14 protein-coding genes are annotated in these 16,066 nt (G+C 71.3%); 6 read left to right on the forward strand and 8 right to left on the reverse strand.

Annotation, left to right across the window (positions count from 1 at the left end):
• Nucleotides 1-33: 33 nt before the first annotated feature.
• Complete coding sequence (locus ACZ49J_RS31000; protein WP_467453745.1) at nucleotides 34-2,832, forward strand: penicillin acylase family protein; 2,799 nt, start codon at nucleotides 34-36, stop codon at nucleotides 2,830-2,832.
• Between the two features lie 28 nt (nucleotides 2,833-2,860).
• Here the strand turns inward: ACZ49J_RS31000 and ACZ49J_RS31005 are convergent, their stop codons facing one another.
• Complete coding sequence (locus tag ACZ49J_RS31005) at nucleotides 2,861-4,186, reverse strand: serine-threonine protein kinase (protein ID WP_467453744.1); 1,326 nt, start codon at nucleotides 4,184-4,186, stop codon at nucleotides 2,861-2,863.
• A 178-nt stretch (nucleotides 4,187-4,364) separates the two neighbouring features.
• Complete coding sequence (locus ACZ49J_RS31010; RefSeq protein ID WP_467453888.1) at nucleotides 4,365-5,606, reverse strand: exo-beta-N-acetylmuramidase NamZ family protein; 1,242 nt, start codon at nucleotides 5,604-5,606, stop codon at nucleotides 4,365-4,367.
• A 262-nt stretch (nucleotides 5,607-5,868) separates the two neighbouring features.
• On the opposite strand from ACZ49J_RS31010, the gene ACZ49J_RS31015 reads away from it, so the two are divergent.
• Together ACZ49J_RS31015 and ACZ49J_RS31020 are read left to right on the forward strand one after the other, a co-directional pair.
• Nucleotides 5,869-6,633 (forward strand): SDR family oxidoreductase, encoded by a 765-nt coding sequence (locus ACZ49J_RS31015; protein WP_467453887.1) that lies wholly within the window; start codon nucleotides 5,869-5,871, stop codon nucleotides 6,631-6,633.
• A gap of 166 nt (nucleotides 6,634-6,799) precedes the next feature.
• Complete coding sequence (locus ACZ49J_RS31020; protein ID WP_467453743.1) at nucleotides 6,800-7,393, forward strand: TetR/AcrR family transcriptional regulator; 594 nt, start codon at nucleotides 6,800-6,802, stop codon at nucleotides 7,391-7,393.
• A 287-nt stretch (nucleotides 7,394-7,680) separates the two neighbouring features.
• On the opposite strand, the gene ACZ49J_RS31025 is transcribed toward ACZ49J_RS31020, so the two are convergent.
• The 6 genes from ACZ49J_RS31025 to ACZ49J_RS31050 all read right to left on the reverse strand — a co-directional run bounded on the left by ACZ49J_RS31025 (nucleotide 7,681) and on the right by ACZ49J_RS31050 (nucleotide 12,658).
• Complete coding sequence (locus ACZ49J_RS31025) at nucleotides 7,681-8,895, reverse strand: acyl-CoA dehydrogenase family protein (RefSeq protein WP_467453742.1); 1,215 nt, start codon at nucleotides 8,893-8,895, stop codon at nucleotides 7,681-7,683.
• Nucleotides 8,896-8,901: 6 nt separating this feature from the next.
• Nucleotides 8,902-9,936 carry a phosphotransferase family protein gene (locus ACZ49J_RS31030; RefSeq protein WP_467453741.1) on the reverse strand — a complete coding sequence of 345 codons (1,035 nt, stop codon included), beginning with the start codon at nucleotides 9,934-9,936 and terminating at the stop codon, nucleotides 8,902-8,904.
• A gap of 168 nt (nucleotides 9,937-10,104) precedes the next feature.
• A complete protein-coding gene (locus tag ACZ49J_RS31035) occupies nucleotides 10,105-11,016 on the reverse strand; it encodes an MBL fold metallo-hydrolase (RefSeq protein WP_467453740.1) in 912 nt (303 codons plus the stop codon).
• A 372-nt stretch (nucleotides 11,017-11,388) separates the two neighbouring features.
• Nucleotides 11,389-11,697: a DUF202 domain-containing protein gene (locus ACZ49J_RS31040; protein ID WP_467453739.1), complete on the reverse strand. Its 309-nt coding sequence runs from the start codon at nucleotides 11,695-11,697 to the stop codon at nucleotides 11,389-11,391.
• Nucleotides 11,694-12,086: a YidH family protein gene (locus ACZ49J_RS31045; RefSeq protein WP_467453738.1), complete on the reverse strand. Its 393-nt coding sequence runs from the start codon at nucleotides 12,084-12,086 to the stop codon at nucleotides 11,694-11,696. The genes ACZ49J_RS31040 and ACZ49J_RS31045 overlap by 4 nt, the downstream gene beginning before the upstream one ends.
• 56 nt (nucleotides 12,087-12,142) lie before the next feature.
• Nucleotides 12,143-12,658, reverse strand: a complete 516-nt coding sequence (locus tag ACZ49J_RS31050; protein WP_467453737.1) for an NUDIX hydrolase — start codon at nucleotides 12,656-12,658, stop codon at nucleotides 12,143-12,145.
• 266 nt (nucleotides 12,659-12,924) lie between these two features.
• On the opposite strand from ACZ49J_RS31050, the gene ACZ49J_RS31055 reads away from it, so the two are divergent.
• From ACZ49J_RS31055 to ACZ49J_RS31065, 3 genes are all read left to right on the forward strand, one after another.
• Nucleotides 12,925-14,580, forward strand: a complete 1,656-nt coding sequence (locus tag ACZ49J_RS31055) for an FAD-binding dehydrogenase (RefSeq protein ID WP_467453736.1) — start codon at nucleotides 12,925-12,927, stop codon at nucleotides 14,578-14,580.
• 98 nt (nucleotides 14,581-14,678) lie between these two features.
• Nucleotides 14,679-15,419: a molybdopterin-dependent oxidoreductase gene (locus tag ACZ49J_RS31060; protein WP_467453735.1), complete on the forward strand. Its 741-nt coding sequence runs from the start codon at nucleotides 14,679-14,681 to the stop codon at nucleotides 15,417-15,419.
• Nucleotides 15,403-16,032, forward strand: a complete 630-nt coding sequence (locus ACZ49J_RS31065; RefSeq protein ID WP_467453734.1) for a cytochrome b/b6 domain-containing protein — start codon at nucleotides 15,403-15,405, stop codon at nucleotides 16,030-16,032. The genes ACZ49J_RS31060 and ACZ49J_RS31065 overlap by 17 nt, the downstream gene beginning before the upstream one ends.
• Nucleotides 16,033-16,066 lie beyond the last annotated feature (34 nt).

The raw sequence follows: 16,066 nt of genomic DNA on the forward strand, positions 1-16,066 counted from the left end.
CTCTGGCCCCACCCCCCGTCAGGAGGAGTTGCCATGCCCTGGCGTATCCCACGCACCACGCTCGACGCAGTGAGAACTCCCGGCAGATTCACGGAGTTCCTCAAGGGCGCATCCATATGCATCCTCATTGCCGGTCTTTTGTCGCCGCTTTCCCCGGCGGCCGCCGCGGAAACGGCCGCCGTCGACGCGGCGGCCGCCGCCAACGACTACTGCGGCGGCCAGTGCTCCGACATCCTTCCTCCCGGTCAGAACGGCAACGCCACCCTCGCCCAGATCCTCCTCAACCAGGCCTTCGGCACCCAGCCCGAGAACGCCTCCAATCAGCTGGGGCCGTACGCCAACCTGGCCACCGGCTACTCCTCGCTGACGAACGACAAGATCAACACCTTCTTCAACGACGCCTCCTTCGGGGTCCCCTCCGACCAGGTCGCCTCCACACTCAGGCCCGCCGGCCGCACGGACGTCACGATCGTCCGCGACAAGAAGACGGGTGTGCCGCACATCACCGGTACCACGCGATACGGCACGGAGTTCGGAGCGGGCTATGCGGCCGCCCAGGACCGGCTGTGGCTGATGGATGTCTTCCGCCACGTCGGCCGCGGCCAGCTGACCCCGTTCGCCGGCGGCGACCCCTCCAACCAGGGCCTGGAGCAGGAGTTCTGGCGCCACGCGCCCTACACCGAGGCCGATCTCCAGGCCCAGATCGACAACGCGGTCGCGACGAACGGCGAGCGCGGCAAGCTGGCCCTCGCCGACGCGAACGCCTACCTCGACGGAATCAACGCCTACATCGCAGCCTCCGACAGTGGCCGTTACTTCCCCGGTGAGTACGTACTGACCGGGCACAAGGACTCAGTCACCAACGCCGGCACCATCGAGAAGTTCAAACTCACCGACCTCGTCGCGCTGGGCTCCGTCATCGGTGCCCTCTTCGGCTCCGGGGGCGGCGGCGAGGTCAACAACGCGATCTCCCTGCTCGCCGCACAGGAGAAGTACGGCGTCGCCGAGGGCACCAGGGTCTGGGAGTCCTTCCGCGAGCGCAACGACCCGGAGGCCGTGCTCACCGTCCACGACGGCAGCTTCCCCTACGCGACCAAGCCCGACGACCCGCAGGGCACCGCCCTGCCCGACGCCGGCTCGGTGACCGAGGAGCCGCTCGTCTACGACCGCACCGGCAGCGCGGCCGCCTCCAGCGCCACCAGCGCCTCGGCCACGGCCGCCCAGAACGCCCTCACCTCGGCCAAGCGCGGCATGTCCAACGCCCTAGTGGTGAGCGGCGAGCACACCGCGAGCGGAAACCCGATCGCGGTGTTCGGCCCCCAGACCGGCTACTTCGCCCCGCAGCTGCTCCTGCTGCAGGAGATCCAGGGCCCGGGCATCAGCGCCCGCGGCGCCTCCTTCGCCGGCCTGAGCATGTACGTGGAGCTCGGCCGCGGTCAGGACTACTCATGGAGCGCCACGACCTCCGGCCAGGACATCATCGACACGTACGCCGTCGAACTGTGCCAGGACGACCACCACTACCTGTACCGCGGCACCTGCACCGCCATGGAGAAGGTCGAGAAGACCAACTCCTGGAAGCCGACCACGGCCGACGACACCCCGGCGGGCTCCTACCGGATGCAGGTCTGGCGCACCAAGTACGGCCCGGTCACGCACCGCGCGACGGTCGGCGGCAAGAAGGTCGCCTACACCACCCTGCGCTCCTCCTACCTGCACGAGGCCGACTCGATCATCGGCTTCCAGATGCTGAACGACCCCGACTACGTCAAGGGCCCGCAGGACTTCCAGAAGGCCACGCAGCACATCAACTACACCTTCAACTGGTTCTACGCCGACTCCCGGCACACCGCGTACTACAACAGCGGCGACAACCCGGTGCGCGCCAGCGGGGTGGACGCCGAGTTCCCGGTGTGGGCGCGGCAGGCGTACGAGTGGCAGGGCTGGGACCCGTCGACGAACACCGCCGACTACACGCCCCCGTCCGCCCACCCGAACTCCATCGACCAGGACTACTACATCTCCTGGAACAACAAGCAGGCCAAGGACTACACCACCGCCCCCTGGGGCAACGGCTCCGTCCACCGCGGCAACCTGCTCGACGACCGCGTCAAGAAGCTCGTGGCGGCGGGCGGTGTGACCAGGGCCCAGCTCGTGAAGGCGATGGCGGACGCGGGGCTCGCCGACCTGCGTGCCGAGGACGTCCTGCCGAAGCTGCTGAGGGTGATCAACTCCTCGACGGTCACGGACTCCGCGGCCAAGGCGGCGGTCGACAAGCTGCAGGCGTGGGTGTCGGCGGGAGCCAGGCGCACCGAGACCTCGGCCGGTTCGAAGACGTACGCCAACGCCGAGGCGATCCGCATCCTCGACGCCTGGTGGCCCCTGCTGGTCAAGGCCGAGTTCGAACCGGGCCTCGGCAGCGGCCTGTACGCCGCCATGAACGACAACCTGCCCATCGACGAGTCCCCCTCGGCCGCCCACGGGCCCACCGGCTCACACGCGGGCAGCTCCTTCCAGTACGGCTGGTGGTCCTACGTCGACAAGGACATCCGGGCCGTGCTCGGTGAGTCGGTGCAGGGCGGCCTCGCGCGGAAGTACTGCGGCGGCGGCACCCTCGGTGGCTGCCGGAACGTCCTGATCAGCACGCTGAAGGAGGCGGCGGGGAAGACCGCGGCCCAGGTCTACCCGGGCGACGACAACTGCTCGGCCGGTGATCAGTGGTGCGCCGACTCGATCATCCAGCGCACCCTCGGCGGCATCAAGCACAACAAGATCAGCTGGCAGAACCGGCCGACCTTCCAGCAGGTGGTCGAGTTCACGTCGCACCGGTAGGCGCGAGAGCGCGGTGCGCGGCGGCGGGTCAGGCGATACGGCCCGCCGCCAGCACCATGCGTGCCAGCTCCTCGTGGCAGATGTCGCTGTGGGCACCTGACGGCGGACCGCCGCGCCTCACCACGGCCGCCGCGTCGATGTTCACGCAACCGGACGTGGGCAGTCGCGCCTTGAGCGCGTCGGCCAGCAGGTACGAGCGGGTGCCCTTCACGGCCTGCACGCCGTCGTAGCCCAGCGCGCCCCACTTGGTGCCCAGGACACTGCCGATGCCGAAGCCCGCGACCGAGCGGGAGTCGCCCGCCATGCGGGAGGCCAGCGGGTAGATCGTGCCGAGCGCCGAGTCGTGACGGGAGTGGCAGCACACCAGCGGGCCGTCGACGCGCTTCTGCAGGCCGTTCAGGGCCCCGCTCGCCTGTGTGTCGTGGGGGAGGCGGGGCGCGAACGCGTAGTGCGAGAAGGCGGCCTGGAGCAGCGTCACCGACTTCACCGTGCGCACGTCCTCGGGCAGCCCGCGCAGCGCGAACGACACCAGCCGCCCCCCGAAACTGTGCCCCACGAGGTGCACCCGCACGTCGGGCTCCGTCTCCGCGAGCTGCCCGACGACCCTCCCGAGCCCGCGCTCGCCCACCGTGCCGGCACGCCGCTTCATCGCGAAGTACGTGGCGTGGCGCAGCAGTTCCTTGCCGCCGTCCCACAACCGCGGCCGCGTCGGGACGGCCTGGGCACCCGCCGCCGACTCCATCTCCGCCAGCGCCGCCGCGAACTGCCCGCACACCGCCACCGTGTCCCCGGACAGCATCTCGGGGTCGCTCTCCGGCATCCCGCCGGCCAGGGTGTCCGCCGCGAACGAGGCCTGCGGACCCTGCGGCCGCACCTCCACCAGGAGCCGTACGAGCCGCCCGAACTCCTCCAGCGAGGCGTTTTCGTCCGGCTGCTGGTCCAGCAGCCGCGCCAGCTGCTCCACGACCGTCGCCCGCCCCGGGAACACCTCCAGGAGAGCGTGCCGGGTGCCCTTGTCCAGTACGGGACGCGCGGTCGCCCGGACCTCGGGGGCCACCGAACGCGGCAGGTCGGGGATCGGCTCGTCCGAGAACCGCATCGAGGGCCACAGCACGCCCACGTAGCCGAGGCGAGCCCGGGGCGCCAGCGCGGGGAACGGCTCGAAGAAGCGGCTGTAGAGCCGCGTCGCGCCCGAGCGGTCGTTGTTCCAGCCGTGCGCGAAGACGACCAGGTTCCGCACCCCGCGCTGTCCGGCCTCCGCCAGGAGCCGATCCCGTTGCCGCCCGTCGACGTCACCGTCCGCGTCGAAGGTCAGCTCCCAGTAGGGAGTCACGCCGATATCCGGATCCGCCATGCCGGCCCCCTTCGGCCCCCGTCGGTCCCGCGCTCCGTGCGCTCTGCGCGCATCGTCCCGCTGGTGGCGGCAGTTGGCCATATGTCACGCAGGGCCCGGATGTACCCGAACTGATGTGCCAGTGGAGGTGTCGGTGATGCGGACGGCCAGCGATATGGGCAGTCAGTGATACGGGCGGTCAGCGATACAGCAGGTACTCCCGGCGCACCTCGCGGAACGCCTCCAGCTCCTCCTGCCAGCCGGCCACCACCTCGTCCGTGTCCGCCCCCGCGTCGATCATCGTGCGCACCCGCGCGGAGCCGGTCAGCTTGTCGATCCAGTGGTCGGGACGCCAGGCGAAGCCGCTCCAGACCTGCTTCGCGGTCACGAGGAGGGCGATGCCGGTGCGCACCGGGTCGTACGCGGCCCGGTCGTGGACGTGGATCTGCACGCCCCCGACGGTCTTCCCCTGGAACTTGGAGAACGTGGGCGTGAAGTACGCCTCCCTGAAGTGGGCACCGGGCAGCCGGAGCCGGTTCACGGCCTCGGCCCAGCGCCGGTCGATCCCCTCCGCGCCGAGCAGTTCGAACGGCCGGGTGCTGCCCCGTCCCTCCGACAGGTTCGTCCCCTCGAAGAGACACGTCCCCGCGTACACGAGGGCGGTGTCTGGCGTCGGCATGTTCGGACTCGGCGGCACCCAGGGCAGCCCGGAGGAGTCGTAGAACGCCGAGCGCCTCCAGCCCGACATCAGGACGGTGTCCAGCGGCACCGGCGCGGTCAGGAACTCCTTGTTGAACAGCCGCGCCAGCTCCGCCACCGTCATCCCGTGCGCCTGCGAGATCGGCTGCCTGCCGACGAACGTGGCGAACTCCCTGTGCAGCACGGGCCCCTGGGCGGAGCGCCCGGTCACCGGGTTGGGCCGGTCGAGGACCACGAACCGCTTGCCCGCGATCCGGGCCGCCTCCATGCAGTCGTACAGCGTCCAGATGTACGTGTAGAAGCGCGCGCCCACGTCCTGGATGTCGAACACGACCGTGTCGACTCCGGAGGCGGTGAAGATGTCGGCGAGCGGCCGGCCGCTCTTCTGGTACGTGTCGTAGACGGGCAGTCCGGTCGCCGGGTCGTCGTAACGGCCCTCCGAGCCACCCGCCTGGGCCGTGCCGCGGAAACCGTGCTCGGGGCCGAAGACGGCGACGAGGTTCACGCGGTCGTCGGCGTGCATCACGTCCACGATGTGCCGCACGTCGCGGGTGACGCCCGTCGGATTGGTGACGACGCCGACGCGCTCGCCGTCGAGCAGCGTGTAGCCGTCGGCGGCGAGCCGTTCGAATCCGGTACGGAGTGCGCGGCCGCCTGCGGCTCCGGCGGCTCCGGCCGGGCCCACCGCCAGCGCGGTGGTGGCTGTTGCGGTGGCGAGCAGTCGTCGTCTGGACACCCGCATGGTCGTGACCTCCGTGATCGACATCGACGGAACTGCCGGGGCCACGGTATTGCTCCGCCGGGTGAGCCGGAACGGGTGCGGTGGTGTGTTGGCCGCGGGTTGTTCGTGGCTGGTCGCGCCCACGCGGCCGAAGCCGCGCATCGACACAGCCCCGAGCCCCTGAAGGGGCGCACAGCCACCCTTCCGTTGACACATACCGACCGGTTAGTCTCACCCGCGAGCGGCTCAAGGCAGGGCCGTGGCGTCGCGTCTGAAGGAGCCGATGGTGGGAGCCGTGCAAGGTGCTGGAGTGGTGGTCACCGGAGCGGGGGGTGGCATCGGGGCGGCGCTGGCCCGCCGTTTCGCGGCCGAGGGGGCGCGGGTGGTGGTGAACGACCTGGACGCCGGCAGGGCCGAGGCCGTGGCCGACGAGATCGGCGGCATCGCGGTGCCGGGTGACGCGTCCCTGATCGTCGCCGAGGCCCGGGACGCGCTCGGCGGCACGGTCGACGTCTACTGCGCCAACGCGGGCGTCGGCTCCGGTGGCACGGAGGCGGCCGACGAGGAGGTCTGGGAGCTCGCCTGGGACGTCAACGTGATGGCACACGTCCGCGCGGCGCACGCGCTCCTGCCCGCCTGGCTGGAGCGCGGCAGCGGCCGGTTCGTCTCCACCGTCTCGGCCGCCGGGTTGCTCACCATGATCGGCGCCGCGCCCTACAGCGTGACCAAGCACGGCGCGTACGCCTTCGCCGAGTGGCTGTCGCTGACGTACCGGCACCGTGGGCTGAAGGTCCACGCGATCTGCCCGCAGGGCGTACGCACCGACATGCTGACCGCGTCGGGAAGCGCGGGCGAGCTCGTGCTCGCGCCGACCGCGATCGACCCCGAGGACGTGGCGGACGCGCTGCTCAAGGGCATCGAGGAGGACCGGTTCCTGATCCTGCCGCACCCCGAGGTCGCCGGGTTCTACCAGGCTCGGGCCGCCGACCCGGACCGCTGGCTGACGAGCATGAACCGCGTCCAGCAGAAGTGGGAGGCCCATCCCTGACGGACCGGTCCCGACCGGTCTCCGACGGACCTGCCCGACGTGCGGAACCCGGCAGGTGGAAAGATCCTCCCGTCGGGACGACAGCCCGTCGGATCGGCGACGATAGGACGAGTGGACGTCCGGCGGACGACCAGCAGGGAAAATCTCGGAAGGCAGGTGGCGGCAGGTGCCCAGGACGACGGACGGAGACGGCACGCCCGTCCCGCAGCGGCTGCTGGCCGCCGCCACCCGGCTCTTCGCCGAGCAGGGCTACGACCGTACGTCGGTGCAGGAGATCGTCGAGGCGGCGGGCGTCACCAAGGGCGCGCTGTACCACTACTTCGGCTCCAAGGACGATCTTCTGCACGAGGTGTACGCGCGGGTGCTGCGCGTCCAGCAGGAGCGTCTCGACGCCTTCGCGGGTGCGGACGAGCCGATCGAGAGACGTGTGCGGGACGCCGCGGCCGATGTCGTCGTCACAACGATCGAGAACCTCGACGACGCGATGATCTTCTTCCGGTCGATGCACCATCTCAGCCCCGAGAAGAACAAGCAGGTGAGGGCGGAGCGGCGTCGTTACCACGAGCGCTTCCGCGCGCTGATCGAGGAGGGGCAGCAGGCGGGCGTCTTCTCCACGGCGACTCCGGCGGACCTGGTGGTGGACTACCACTTCGGTTCCGTGCACCACCTGTCGACGTGGTACCGCCCGGACGGCCCGATGAGCCCCCAGGAGGTCGCGGACCACTTGGCGGACTTGTTGCTGAGGGCGCTGCGGCCGTAGGGCGTAAGGGGTTTTCGCCCCCGCCGCCCCTACCCGCCCCATCCCTGGGGGCTGCGCCTCCAGACCCCCGCTTGTCGGCCTTGCGGCCTCGTCCTCGAACGCCGGACGGGCTGCATTTGCCTGTCCTCGGCCGGAAATCCAAGCTCCGCCGGCGAAAAGTCCAGCCCCCTCCGGCGTTTGAGGAGCGGGGGTCCGGGGGCCGGCCCCCGAACGGGGTCCGGGGCGGAGCCCCGGGGACGGGACGGGTAGGGGCGGCGGGAGCGAGGAAACCCCCGGCCGCCCAGGGGTCAGGCGTACCGCTTCAACTCCCGCCGAGCCAGCGACCGCTGATGCACCTCGTCGGGCCCGTCGGCGATCATCAGGGTCCGCGCGCCCGCGTAGAGCTCGGCCAGGGGGAAGTCCTGGCTGACACCCCCCGCACCGTGCAGCTGGATCGCCCGGTCGATGATGTCGACGACCGCACGCGGCGTCGCGATCTTGATGGACTGGATCTCCGTGTGCGCGCCCCTGTTGCCGACCGTGTCCATCAGCCAGGCCGTCTTCAGTACGAGCAGCCGCAGCTGCTCCACCGTCACCCGCGCGTCCGCGATCCAGTTGTGCACCACGCCCTGCTGGGCCAGCGCCTTGCCGAAGGCGGTGCGGGACACCGCTCGCCGGCACATCAGCTCGATCGCCCGCTCCGCCATGCCGATCAGCCGCATGCAGTGGTGGATGCGACCGGGACCGAGCCGCGCCTGGGCGATGGCGAAGCCGCCGCCCTCCTCGCCGATCAGGTTCGACACCGGAACGCGCGCGCCGTCGAAGATCACCTCCGCGTGCCCGCCGTGGTAATGGTCCTCGTAGCCGAACACCTGCATGGCGCGCCGCACGGTGACGCCCGGGGTGTCGCGCGGGACCAGGACCATGGACTGCTGGCGGCGGATGTCGGCACCGTCCGGGTCCGTCTTGCCCATCACGATGAAGATCCTGCAGTCCGGGTTCATCGCCCCCGAGATGTACCACTTGCGCCCGGTGATGACGTACTCGTCGCCCTCGCGCTCGATGTGCGTGGTGATGTTCGTGGCGTCCGACGAGGCCACGTCCGGTTCCGTCATCGCGAACGCCGAGCGGATCTCGCCCGCCAGCAGGGGCTCCAGCCACTGCTTGCGCTGCTGCTCGTCACCGAACTGCGCGAGCACCTCCATGTTGCCCGTGTCGGGCGCCGCGCAGTTCAGCGCCGTAGGAGCCAGCTGCGGCGAGCGGCCGGTGATCTCGGCGAGCGGAGCGTACTGGAGGTTGGTCAGGCCCGCGCCGTACTCCGGATCCGGCAGGAAGAGGTTCCACAGGCCCTGCCTGCGGGCCTCGGCCTTCAGCTCCTCCACCACGGCCGGGGTGTCCCACGGCGAGGCGAGCCGCGCACGCTGCTCGTGGGCGACCGTCTCGGCCGGGTAGACGTACTCGTCCATGAAGGCGAGGAGCTTGCCCCGCAGCTCCTCCGTACGGGCGTCGTATGCGAAGTCCATGGTGGATCAGCCCTTCCCGGAGCCGTGTCGGAGAGTCGTCAGGCCGTGCTCGATGAAGACGGGGACCAGGTCGCCGATGCGGTCGAAGCCGCGGCCCACCGTCTGGCCCAGCGTGTACCGGTAGTGGATGCCCTCCAGGATCACGGCGAGCTTGAACCACGCGAACGCCGTGTACCAGTCGACCTCGGACACGTCGCGCCCCGAGCGCGCGGCGTACCGCTCGACGATCTCCGACGGGTCCGGGTGGCCGGGGGCCGTGGCCGTGGTGGAGACGGGGGAGTCCGGCAGCCCGAGCGGCACGCTGTACATCACCAGCAGGCCCAGATCCGTCAGCGGGTCGCCGAGCGTGGACATCTCCCAGTCGAGGATGGCCCTGATCCGGTCCTGCTCGTCCAGCAGGACGTTGTCCAGCCGGTAGTCGCCGTGCACGACCGCGGGCGCGGGGGAGTGAGGGAGGGCGCGGCCCAGGGCGGCGTGCAGCTCGTCGATCCCGGCCAGGTCGCGGTTGCGGGAGGCGTCCAGCTGCTTGCCCCAGCGCCGCAGCTGGCGGTCCAGGAAGCCCTCCGGCCGCCCGAAGTCGGCGAGGCCCACCTCGGCGGGGTCCACCGCGTGCAGCTCGACGAGCGTGTCGACCAGGCCCAGCACGGCGTCCCGGGTGCGCCGCGGGCCGAGCGGGGCGAGCTCCTCCGCGGTGCGGTAGGGCGTGCCCTCCACGAAGTCCATGACGTAGAAGGGGGCGCCGAGCACCTGCTCGTCCTCGCACAGCAGCACGGGACGCGGCACGGGTACGTCCGTCGGGTGCAGCGCGCTGATGACCCGGTGCTCGCGCTTCATGTCGTGCGCGGTCGCCAGCACATGGCCGAGCGGAGGGCGCCGTACCACCCACCTCGACGTGCCGTCCGTGACCTCGTACGTGAGGTTCGACCGTCCGCCCTCGATCAGCCGGCCGGTCAGGGGGCCGCTCACCAGGCCGGGGCGCTCGGCGTCGAGCAGGCCGCGCAGCCGGTCGGGGTCGAGACCGGGTGGATGATCAGGGCTCATCGTCGCTCCTACATGCGGATGAACGGGACGGGGGTCGTCATTCACTGGAGTTCATGATGCCGACCGGTCGGTATGGCGTCCAGTGGGCAGGGCGAAAGTGGCCGGTGAAAGTGATCGGTGTCTCGACCCGTTCGCCGCCCGCGGCCACGGCGGCCCGGTGGCCGGGGGCTACGCGTGGCAGGTCATCATCTCGCCGCCGTTGATCGCCGCCATGTCCATGAAGCCGGCGAACGGGTCGACGCCCTCGCCCTCGGGGTGTCCGTCCAGCTCGGCGTAGGCGCGGCGCAGGTTCGCCACGAGCCGCTCGCTCTCCGGCAGCCCGGCGTACTCCCCGAGATCGGTCTGCCGGGCCGCCTCCAGCGGGGTGAGCCCCGCCGCGTGCGCCTTCTCGGCCACCTCGGCCACGAAACGGATGTACCGCTCGGCCCGGTCGAACGCCGACGGGTCGGTGACCGGCCCGTGCCCCGGTACGACGGTCTCGGCGCCCAGTGCGCGCAGCATCCGAAGTGCGCGCAGCGAACCGGTCAGCGACCCCATCAGGAAGAACGGCGTCCCGCCCTCGAACACCAGGTCCCCGGTGAACACGATCCGGCGGTGCGGCAGCCAGACGAAGGAGTCGCCCACGGTGTGCGAGACGCCCGGGTGGATCACCTCGGCCTCGATGTCGCCCACGTGCAGCGTCGTGCGGTCCGTGAACGTCACGTCCGCGCCCATGATCGGGACGTGCCCGAAGTCGGTCTGCGGCCAGAGCAGGTGCAGGTGCTGTCCACTGGCCAGGGCCTCACGGCGGCAGGCGGCGTGCGAGACGAGCGTGGCCGTGGGCATGAAGTGGCCGTTGCCGTAGGTGTGGTCCCCGTGGTGGTGCGTGTTGACCAGGAGCCGCGGGGCCGGGACACCCGTGGTCTCGAGTGCGGCGGACAGCGCGAGGGTGCGGCGCTCGGTGGCCGCGGTGTCCACGAGGAGGGTGGTCGTGCCGTCGCTCACGAAGCCGGAGTTGTTCAGGCACCATCCGCCGTCCGGTTGGACGTACGCGTACACGTCCTCGGCCAGCTCGACCGTGTACGGCTCGCCTGCGGTCATGGGGACCCCCTGGGATCGATGCCAACTGGTGCACAGAGCCTGCCAGCCGGTGCCGAGCCGCCGGTGTCCGGGGTGCCCAGTCGGTTTCGCCCCCGCCGCCCCTACCCGTCCCATCCCCAGGGGCTCCGCCCCTTCGACCCCGCCGGGGCTACGCCCCAGGCCCCGTTGTCGGGGCTCCGCCCCGGACCCCCGCTCCTCAAACTCCCCCAGCTACCGCTGGGAGGTGCCCCCAAGGGGCTGAATCTTTCAGCCCGTCCGGCGTTTGAGGACGAGGCCGAAGGCCGACAGCGGGTCTGGGGGCGCAGCCCCCAGTGATGGGACGGGTAGGGGCGGCGGGGGCGAAACCAAGCCGGGCCAACCCTCCCGGCCGCGTCACACCACCAGCGCCGCCGCACACACCGCGAGGGCCACCGTGCAGAAGGTCGCCGCCGTGGCGTGAGACGTGGCGATCACCGGGGGACGGGGCGCGGCGAGGGCGCGGATGCGGAGGTGGGCGAGCCCCAGGAAACCCAGCCAGAGGGCCACGCACAGCGCGCACACCAGCACCCCCACCACGGACGGACCGTCATGCAGCACCGCCTTCGCGGCGAGCACGGCCGCAACGGTGCTCGACAGCGTCGTACGCCGCCACGCCAGCCGCGTACGCTCCGGCTGGAGCCCCGGATCCCGCTCCTCGCTCATCCCTCCCACCCCAGCAGCACCACGGCGACCATGGCGACCGCGACCACGGCCACCACGACGCTGAGCAGCGCCGGGAACCGTGACACGGGCAGGTCCTCGCCGCGCCGCATCGCCCGCTCGCACCGCATCCAGTGGTTCACGGCCCGCAGTGAGCACAGCACACCGGCCCCGAGCAGCGCGAGCGCGAGCCCCACCCGCCACCCCCACCGCAGGTCCGGCAGGAACTGGTCCACCGCGAACCCCCCGCCGATCAGCGCGAGCGCGGTGCGCAGCCAGGCCAGGAACGTCCGCTCGTTCGCCAGCGAGAACCGGTAGTCGGGAGTGCCGCCCTCCTCCCGGATCTCCTGGGGTGCGAACCACAACCGGATGTTCCGCACGAATTCGCTCACGTTCGCGACCCTATCGGGCGCCGCCCCCGCCCCCGGGAGCGGGAGGAGAGAGCCGGTCAGCCCATGGACCGGTACGCCTTGAAGCGCTCGTACGCGGCCAGGCCGTCCGGGACCCACTCCCATTCCGTCAGCCGCCGCTCCAGTTCGTCCTCCGGCAGGAAGCCGTGCCAGGCGACTTCCTCCACCTGCGGATTCACCGGGAGGTCGCAGCGGACCTCGTACACGGCGGACCACCAGGACGGGCCGGAGCCCTGGTCGTACAGGAACTTGAAGAGGTACTGGGGCTGGGGGAGGCCCGTGACGCCGAGTTCCTCCTCGGCCTCGCGCAGCGCCGCGTCGTCGTAGGACTCGCCCGCGCCCACGACCCCGCCGACCCACATGTCGTACAGGGAGGGGAAGACCAGCTTCGTCGGGGTGCGGCGGTGGACGAAGATCCGGTCCTCCAAGTCGCGCACGAGGATGAAGGAGCAGCGGTTGCGCAGGCCGCGCGCCAGCGCCTCACCTCGGGGCAACTGCCCGATGACGCGGTCGTTCTCGTCCACGATGTCGAGGATCTCGTCGGCGGCGCTCATGGGCCCATCCAAGCAGGCCGGTACGGGGACCAGTAGACCGCCTTCCGGGGACGTACGGCTCGCCCGAGCAGCACGGTGCCGCCGACGATCCCGGCTCGCCCCGGGGTGATGTCCGTGGGAGCGGACACATCCCGGCAGTTGACTCGGTCACCGCTTCTGCCGAAGGATCTGGTGCCAAGCTGCCGACCGGCCGGTAACAAACGGCCCGGCGCTGCCCCTGACCTTGCACCGGCTCACTTTGACGTTGTTCTCGAGAGGACGGCCCCATGTCGTACGACGCAGATGTGATCGTGATCGGGGCGGGCCTCGCCGGCCTCGCGGCGACCGCGGAGCTCGTCGACGCCGGCCGCACGGTGATCCTCCTCGACCAGGAGCCCGAGCAGTCGATGGGCGGGCAGGCCTTCTGGTCCTTCGGCGGGCTCTTCTTCGTGAACTCGCCCGAGCAGCGCCGGCTGCGCATCAAGGACAGCCACGCCCTCGCCCTCCAGGACTGGATGGGGACGGCCGCCTTCGACCGTCCCGAGGACAACTGGCCGCGCAAGTGGGCCGAGGCGTACGTCGACTTCGCCTCCGGCGAGAAGCGCGCCTGGCTGTACCGGCAGGGCGTGCGCTTCTTCCCGGTGGTCGGCTGGGCCGAGCGCGGCGGCTACGACGCCACCGGGCACGGCAACTCCGTACCCCGCTTCCACATCACCTGGGGGACAGGGCCCGGACTCGTCGAGCCGTTCGAGCGGCGGGTGCGGGCCGGGGCGGCCCGCGGCCTGGTCCAGCTGAAGTTCCGGCACCGCGTCACCGGGCTGTCCCGCAGCGCGGGCGCCGTCGACACCGTCAGCGGCGAGATCCTGGAGCCCTCCGGCATCCAGCGCGGCCAGGCCAGCAGCCGCACGGTCACGGGCGCCTTCGAGTTCAAGGCCCAGGCGGTGATCGTCACTTCGGGCGGCATCGGCGGCAACCACGACCTCGTCCGCGCCAACTGGCCCGAGCGCCTCGGCAAGGCGCCCGAGCGGATGGTCTCCGGGGTGCCCGCGCACGTCGACGGCAAGATGCTCGCCATCGCCGAGGAAGCGGGTGCCCGCCTCATCAACCGCGACCGCATGTGGCACTACACCGAGGGCATCCAGAACTGGAACCCCATCTGGGAGAACCACGGCATCCGCATCCTGCCCGGCCCCTCCTCGCTGTGGCTGGACGCACGCGGCAAGCGGCTCCCGGTCCCGCTCTTCCCCGGCTTCGACACCCTCGGCACGCTCGAGCACATCATGAGGACCGGGTACGACTACACGTGGTTCGTGCTCGACCAGAAGATCATCGGCAAGGAGTTCGCGCTCTCCGGCTCGGAGCAGAACCCCGACCTGACCGGCAAGTCCGTCAAGGACGTCATCGGGCGGGCCCGCGCGGACGTACCCGGCCCCGTCAAGGCCTTCATGGACAACGGCGCCGACTTCGTCGTCGAGAAGGACCTCGGCTCTCTCGTCCGCGGTATGAACGCCCTCACCAAGGAGCCGCTCATCGACGAGGCCGCGCTGCGCCGCGAGATCGTGGCCCGTGACCGCGAGATCGTGAACCCCTTCACCAAGGACCTCCAGGTCATGTCGATCCGGGGCGCCCGCAACTACCTCGGCGACCGGCTGATCCGCACCGCCACCCCGCACCGCATCCTCGACCCCAAGGCGGGCCCGCTCATCGCCGTCCGCCTCAACATCCTCACCCGCAAGACCCTCGGCGGCCTGGAGACCGACCTGTCGTCCCGCGTGCTGACCGAGGGCGGCGACCCGCTGGAGGGCGTGTACGCGGCGGGCGAGGCCGCCGGCTTCGGCGGGGGCGGCGTCCACGGCTACCGGTCGCTGGAGGGCACGTTCCTCGGCGGGTGCCTGTTCTCGGGGCGCACCGCGGGGCGGGCGGCGGCGAAGGCGGTGGGCTGAGAACCCGGCGGGTCCTGGTGATTACGGAACCCTGACGGATCCATACGGACACCCGCCGCCGCTGGCCTCATCGGGGTGGCGGGTGTTCGAATCAGTACGTGACCACTGAACAGCCCCCAGAGGAACAGCCCCAGGAGCGGGGCGCACCCGTGGGCCGCCGGATCGTCCTGGGCACGCTCGGGCTCGGCGCGCTCGGACTGGTCGCCGCGCCCGTGCTCCAGCGGGGCCTGGAGTCCTTCCTGGGTGAGGCCGCCGACAAGGACCCCACGGGCCTGACCGGTCTGCTCCCCAACGGTGGCGGCTTCCGCTACTACTCGGTGACGTCGTCGGTCCCGCGCAAGAACGCGTCGGACTACCGCCTCACCGTCGACGGCCTGGTCGACCGCCCGGCGTCGTACACCCTCGACGACCTCAGAGCCCTGCCCCAGACGCGGATGGTGCGCGACGTCCAGTGCGTCACGGGCTGGCGGGTGCCCGACACCCCCTTCGAAGGCGTACGCCTGTCCCGGCTGCTGGACATGGCGGGCGTGCGCCCGACGGCCGGGGCGGTCCGCTTCACCTGCTTCGACGGCGCGTACACCGAGAGCCTGACACTCGACCAGGCCCGCCGCGCGGACGTCCTGGTCGCCCTGCGCATGCAGGACAAGGACCTGAGCCACCACCACGGCGGCCCGGTCCGCCTCTACGTCGCCCCCATGTACTTCTACAAGTCGGCCAAGTGGCTCTCCGGCATCACGGTCACCCGGAAGGTGAAGCCGGGGTACTGGGAGGAGCGGGGCTACGACATCGACGCGTGGGTCGGCAGGTCGAACGGGCGGGACGATGAACCCACGAGTTGACACCCCGGCGGTCGAGTCGGCCCCCTCCGCCCGGGTACGCCGCTTCAGCCGCGCCGAGCGCTGGGTGCACTGGGGCACGGCCGCCCTGATGGGCGTGTGCGTGGTGACCGCGGCCTGCCTGTACGTCCCGCAGCTCGCCGAACTCGTGGGGCGCCGCGCCCTCGTGGTCACGGTGCACGAGTGGTCGGGTCTGCTGCTGCCGCTCCCCGTGCTGGCGGGGCTCGCCTCCCGTGCCTTCCGGTCGGACCTGACCCACCTCAACCGCTGGGGCCCGCACGACCGCGTCTGGCTCCGCAAGGCCGTCCGCCGCGTTCCCGGCCGCAGGCCCGCGGCCAAGTTCAACGCGGGCCAGAAGCTGTACGCGGCCTGGATCGCCGGCGCCACCCTCGTGATGCTCGGCACGGGCCTGATGATGTGGTTCACCCACCTGACCCCGCTGGTGTGGCGCACCAGCGCGACCTTCGTCCACGACTGGCTGGCGCTGACGATCGGCGTCGTCCTGGCCGGCCACATCGGCATGGCCCTCGGGGACCCGGAGGCGCGGAAGGGTCTGAGGACGGGGGCGGTGAGCCGGGAGTGGGCGGAGCGGGAGCACCCGCTGTGGCGGCCGTGAGGCCCTGCCCGGTCGCCCCGGGCAGGGCCGCACG

Source organism: Streptomyces sp. NPDC030840 (assembly GCF_055572015.1).

Bases quoted from the DNA above. Each gene is read 5' to 3' on its own strand.
- ACZ49J_RS31040 (WP_467453739.1), bottom strand. From the start codon at position 11,697: ATGAGCGAGGAGCGGGATCCGGGGCTCCAGCCGGAGCGTACGCGGCTG.
- ACZ49J_RS31030 (WP_467453741.1), bottom strand. From the start codon at position 9,936: ATGAGCCCTGATCATCCACCCGGTCTCGACCCCGACCGGCTGCGCGGC.
- ACZ49J_RS31010 (WP_467453888.1), bottom strand. From the start codon at position 5,606: ATGCGGGTGTCCAGACGACGACTGCTCGCCACCGCAACAGCCACCACC.
- ACZ49J_RS31035 (WP_467453740.1), bottom strand. From the start codon at position 11,016: ATGACCGCAGGCGAGCCGTACACGGTCGAGCTGGCCGAGGACGTGTAC.
- ACZ49J_RS31050 (WP_467453737.1), bottom strand. From the start codon at position 12,658: ATGAGCGCCGCCGACGAGATCCTCGACATCGTGGACGAGAACGACCGC.
- ACZ49J_RS31000 (WP_467453745.1), top strand. From the start codon at position 34: ATGCCCTGGCGTATCCCACGCACCACGCTCGACGCAGTGAGAACTCCC.
- ACZ49J_RS31005 (WP_467453744.1), bottom strand. From the start codon at position 4,186: ATGGCGGATCCGGATATCGGCGTGACTCCCTACTGGGAGCTGACCTTC.
- ACZ49J_RS31065 (WP_467453734.1), top strand. From the start codon at position 15,403: ATGAACCCACGAGTTGACACCCCGGCGGTCGAGTCGGCCCCCTCCGCC.
- ACZ49J_RS31055 (WP_467453736.1), top strand. From the start codon at position 12,925: ATGTCGTACGACGCAGATGTGATCGTGATCGGGGCGGGCCTCGCCGGC.
- ACZ49J_RS31025 (WP_467453742.1), bottom strand. From the start codon at position 8,895: ATGGACTTCGCATACGACGCCCGTACGGAGGAGCTGCGGGGCAAGCTC.
- ACZ49J_RS31015 (WP_467453887.1), top strand. From the start codon at position 5,869: ATGGTGGGAGCCGTGCAAGGTGCTGGAGTGGTGGTCACCGGAGCGGGG.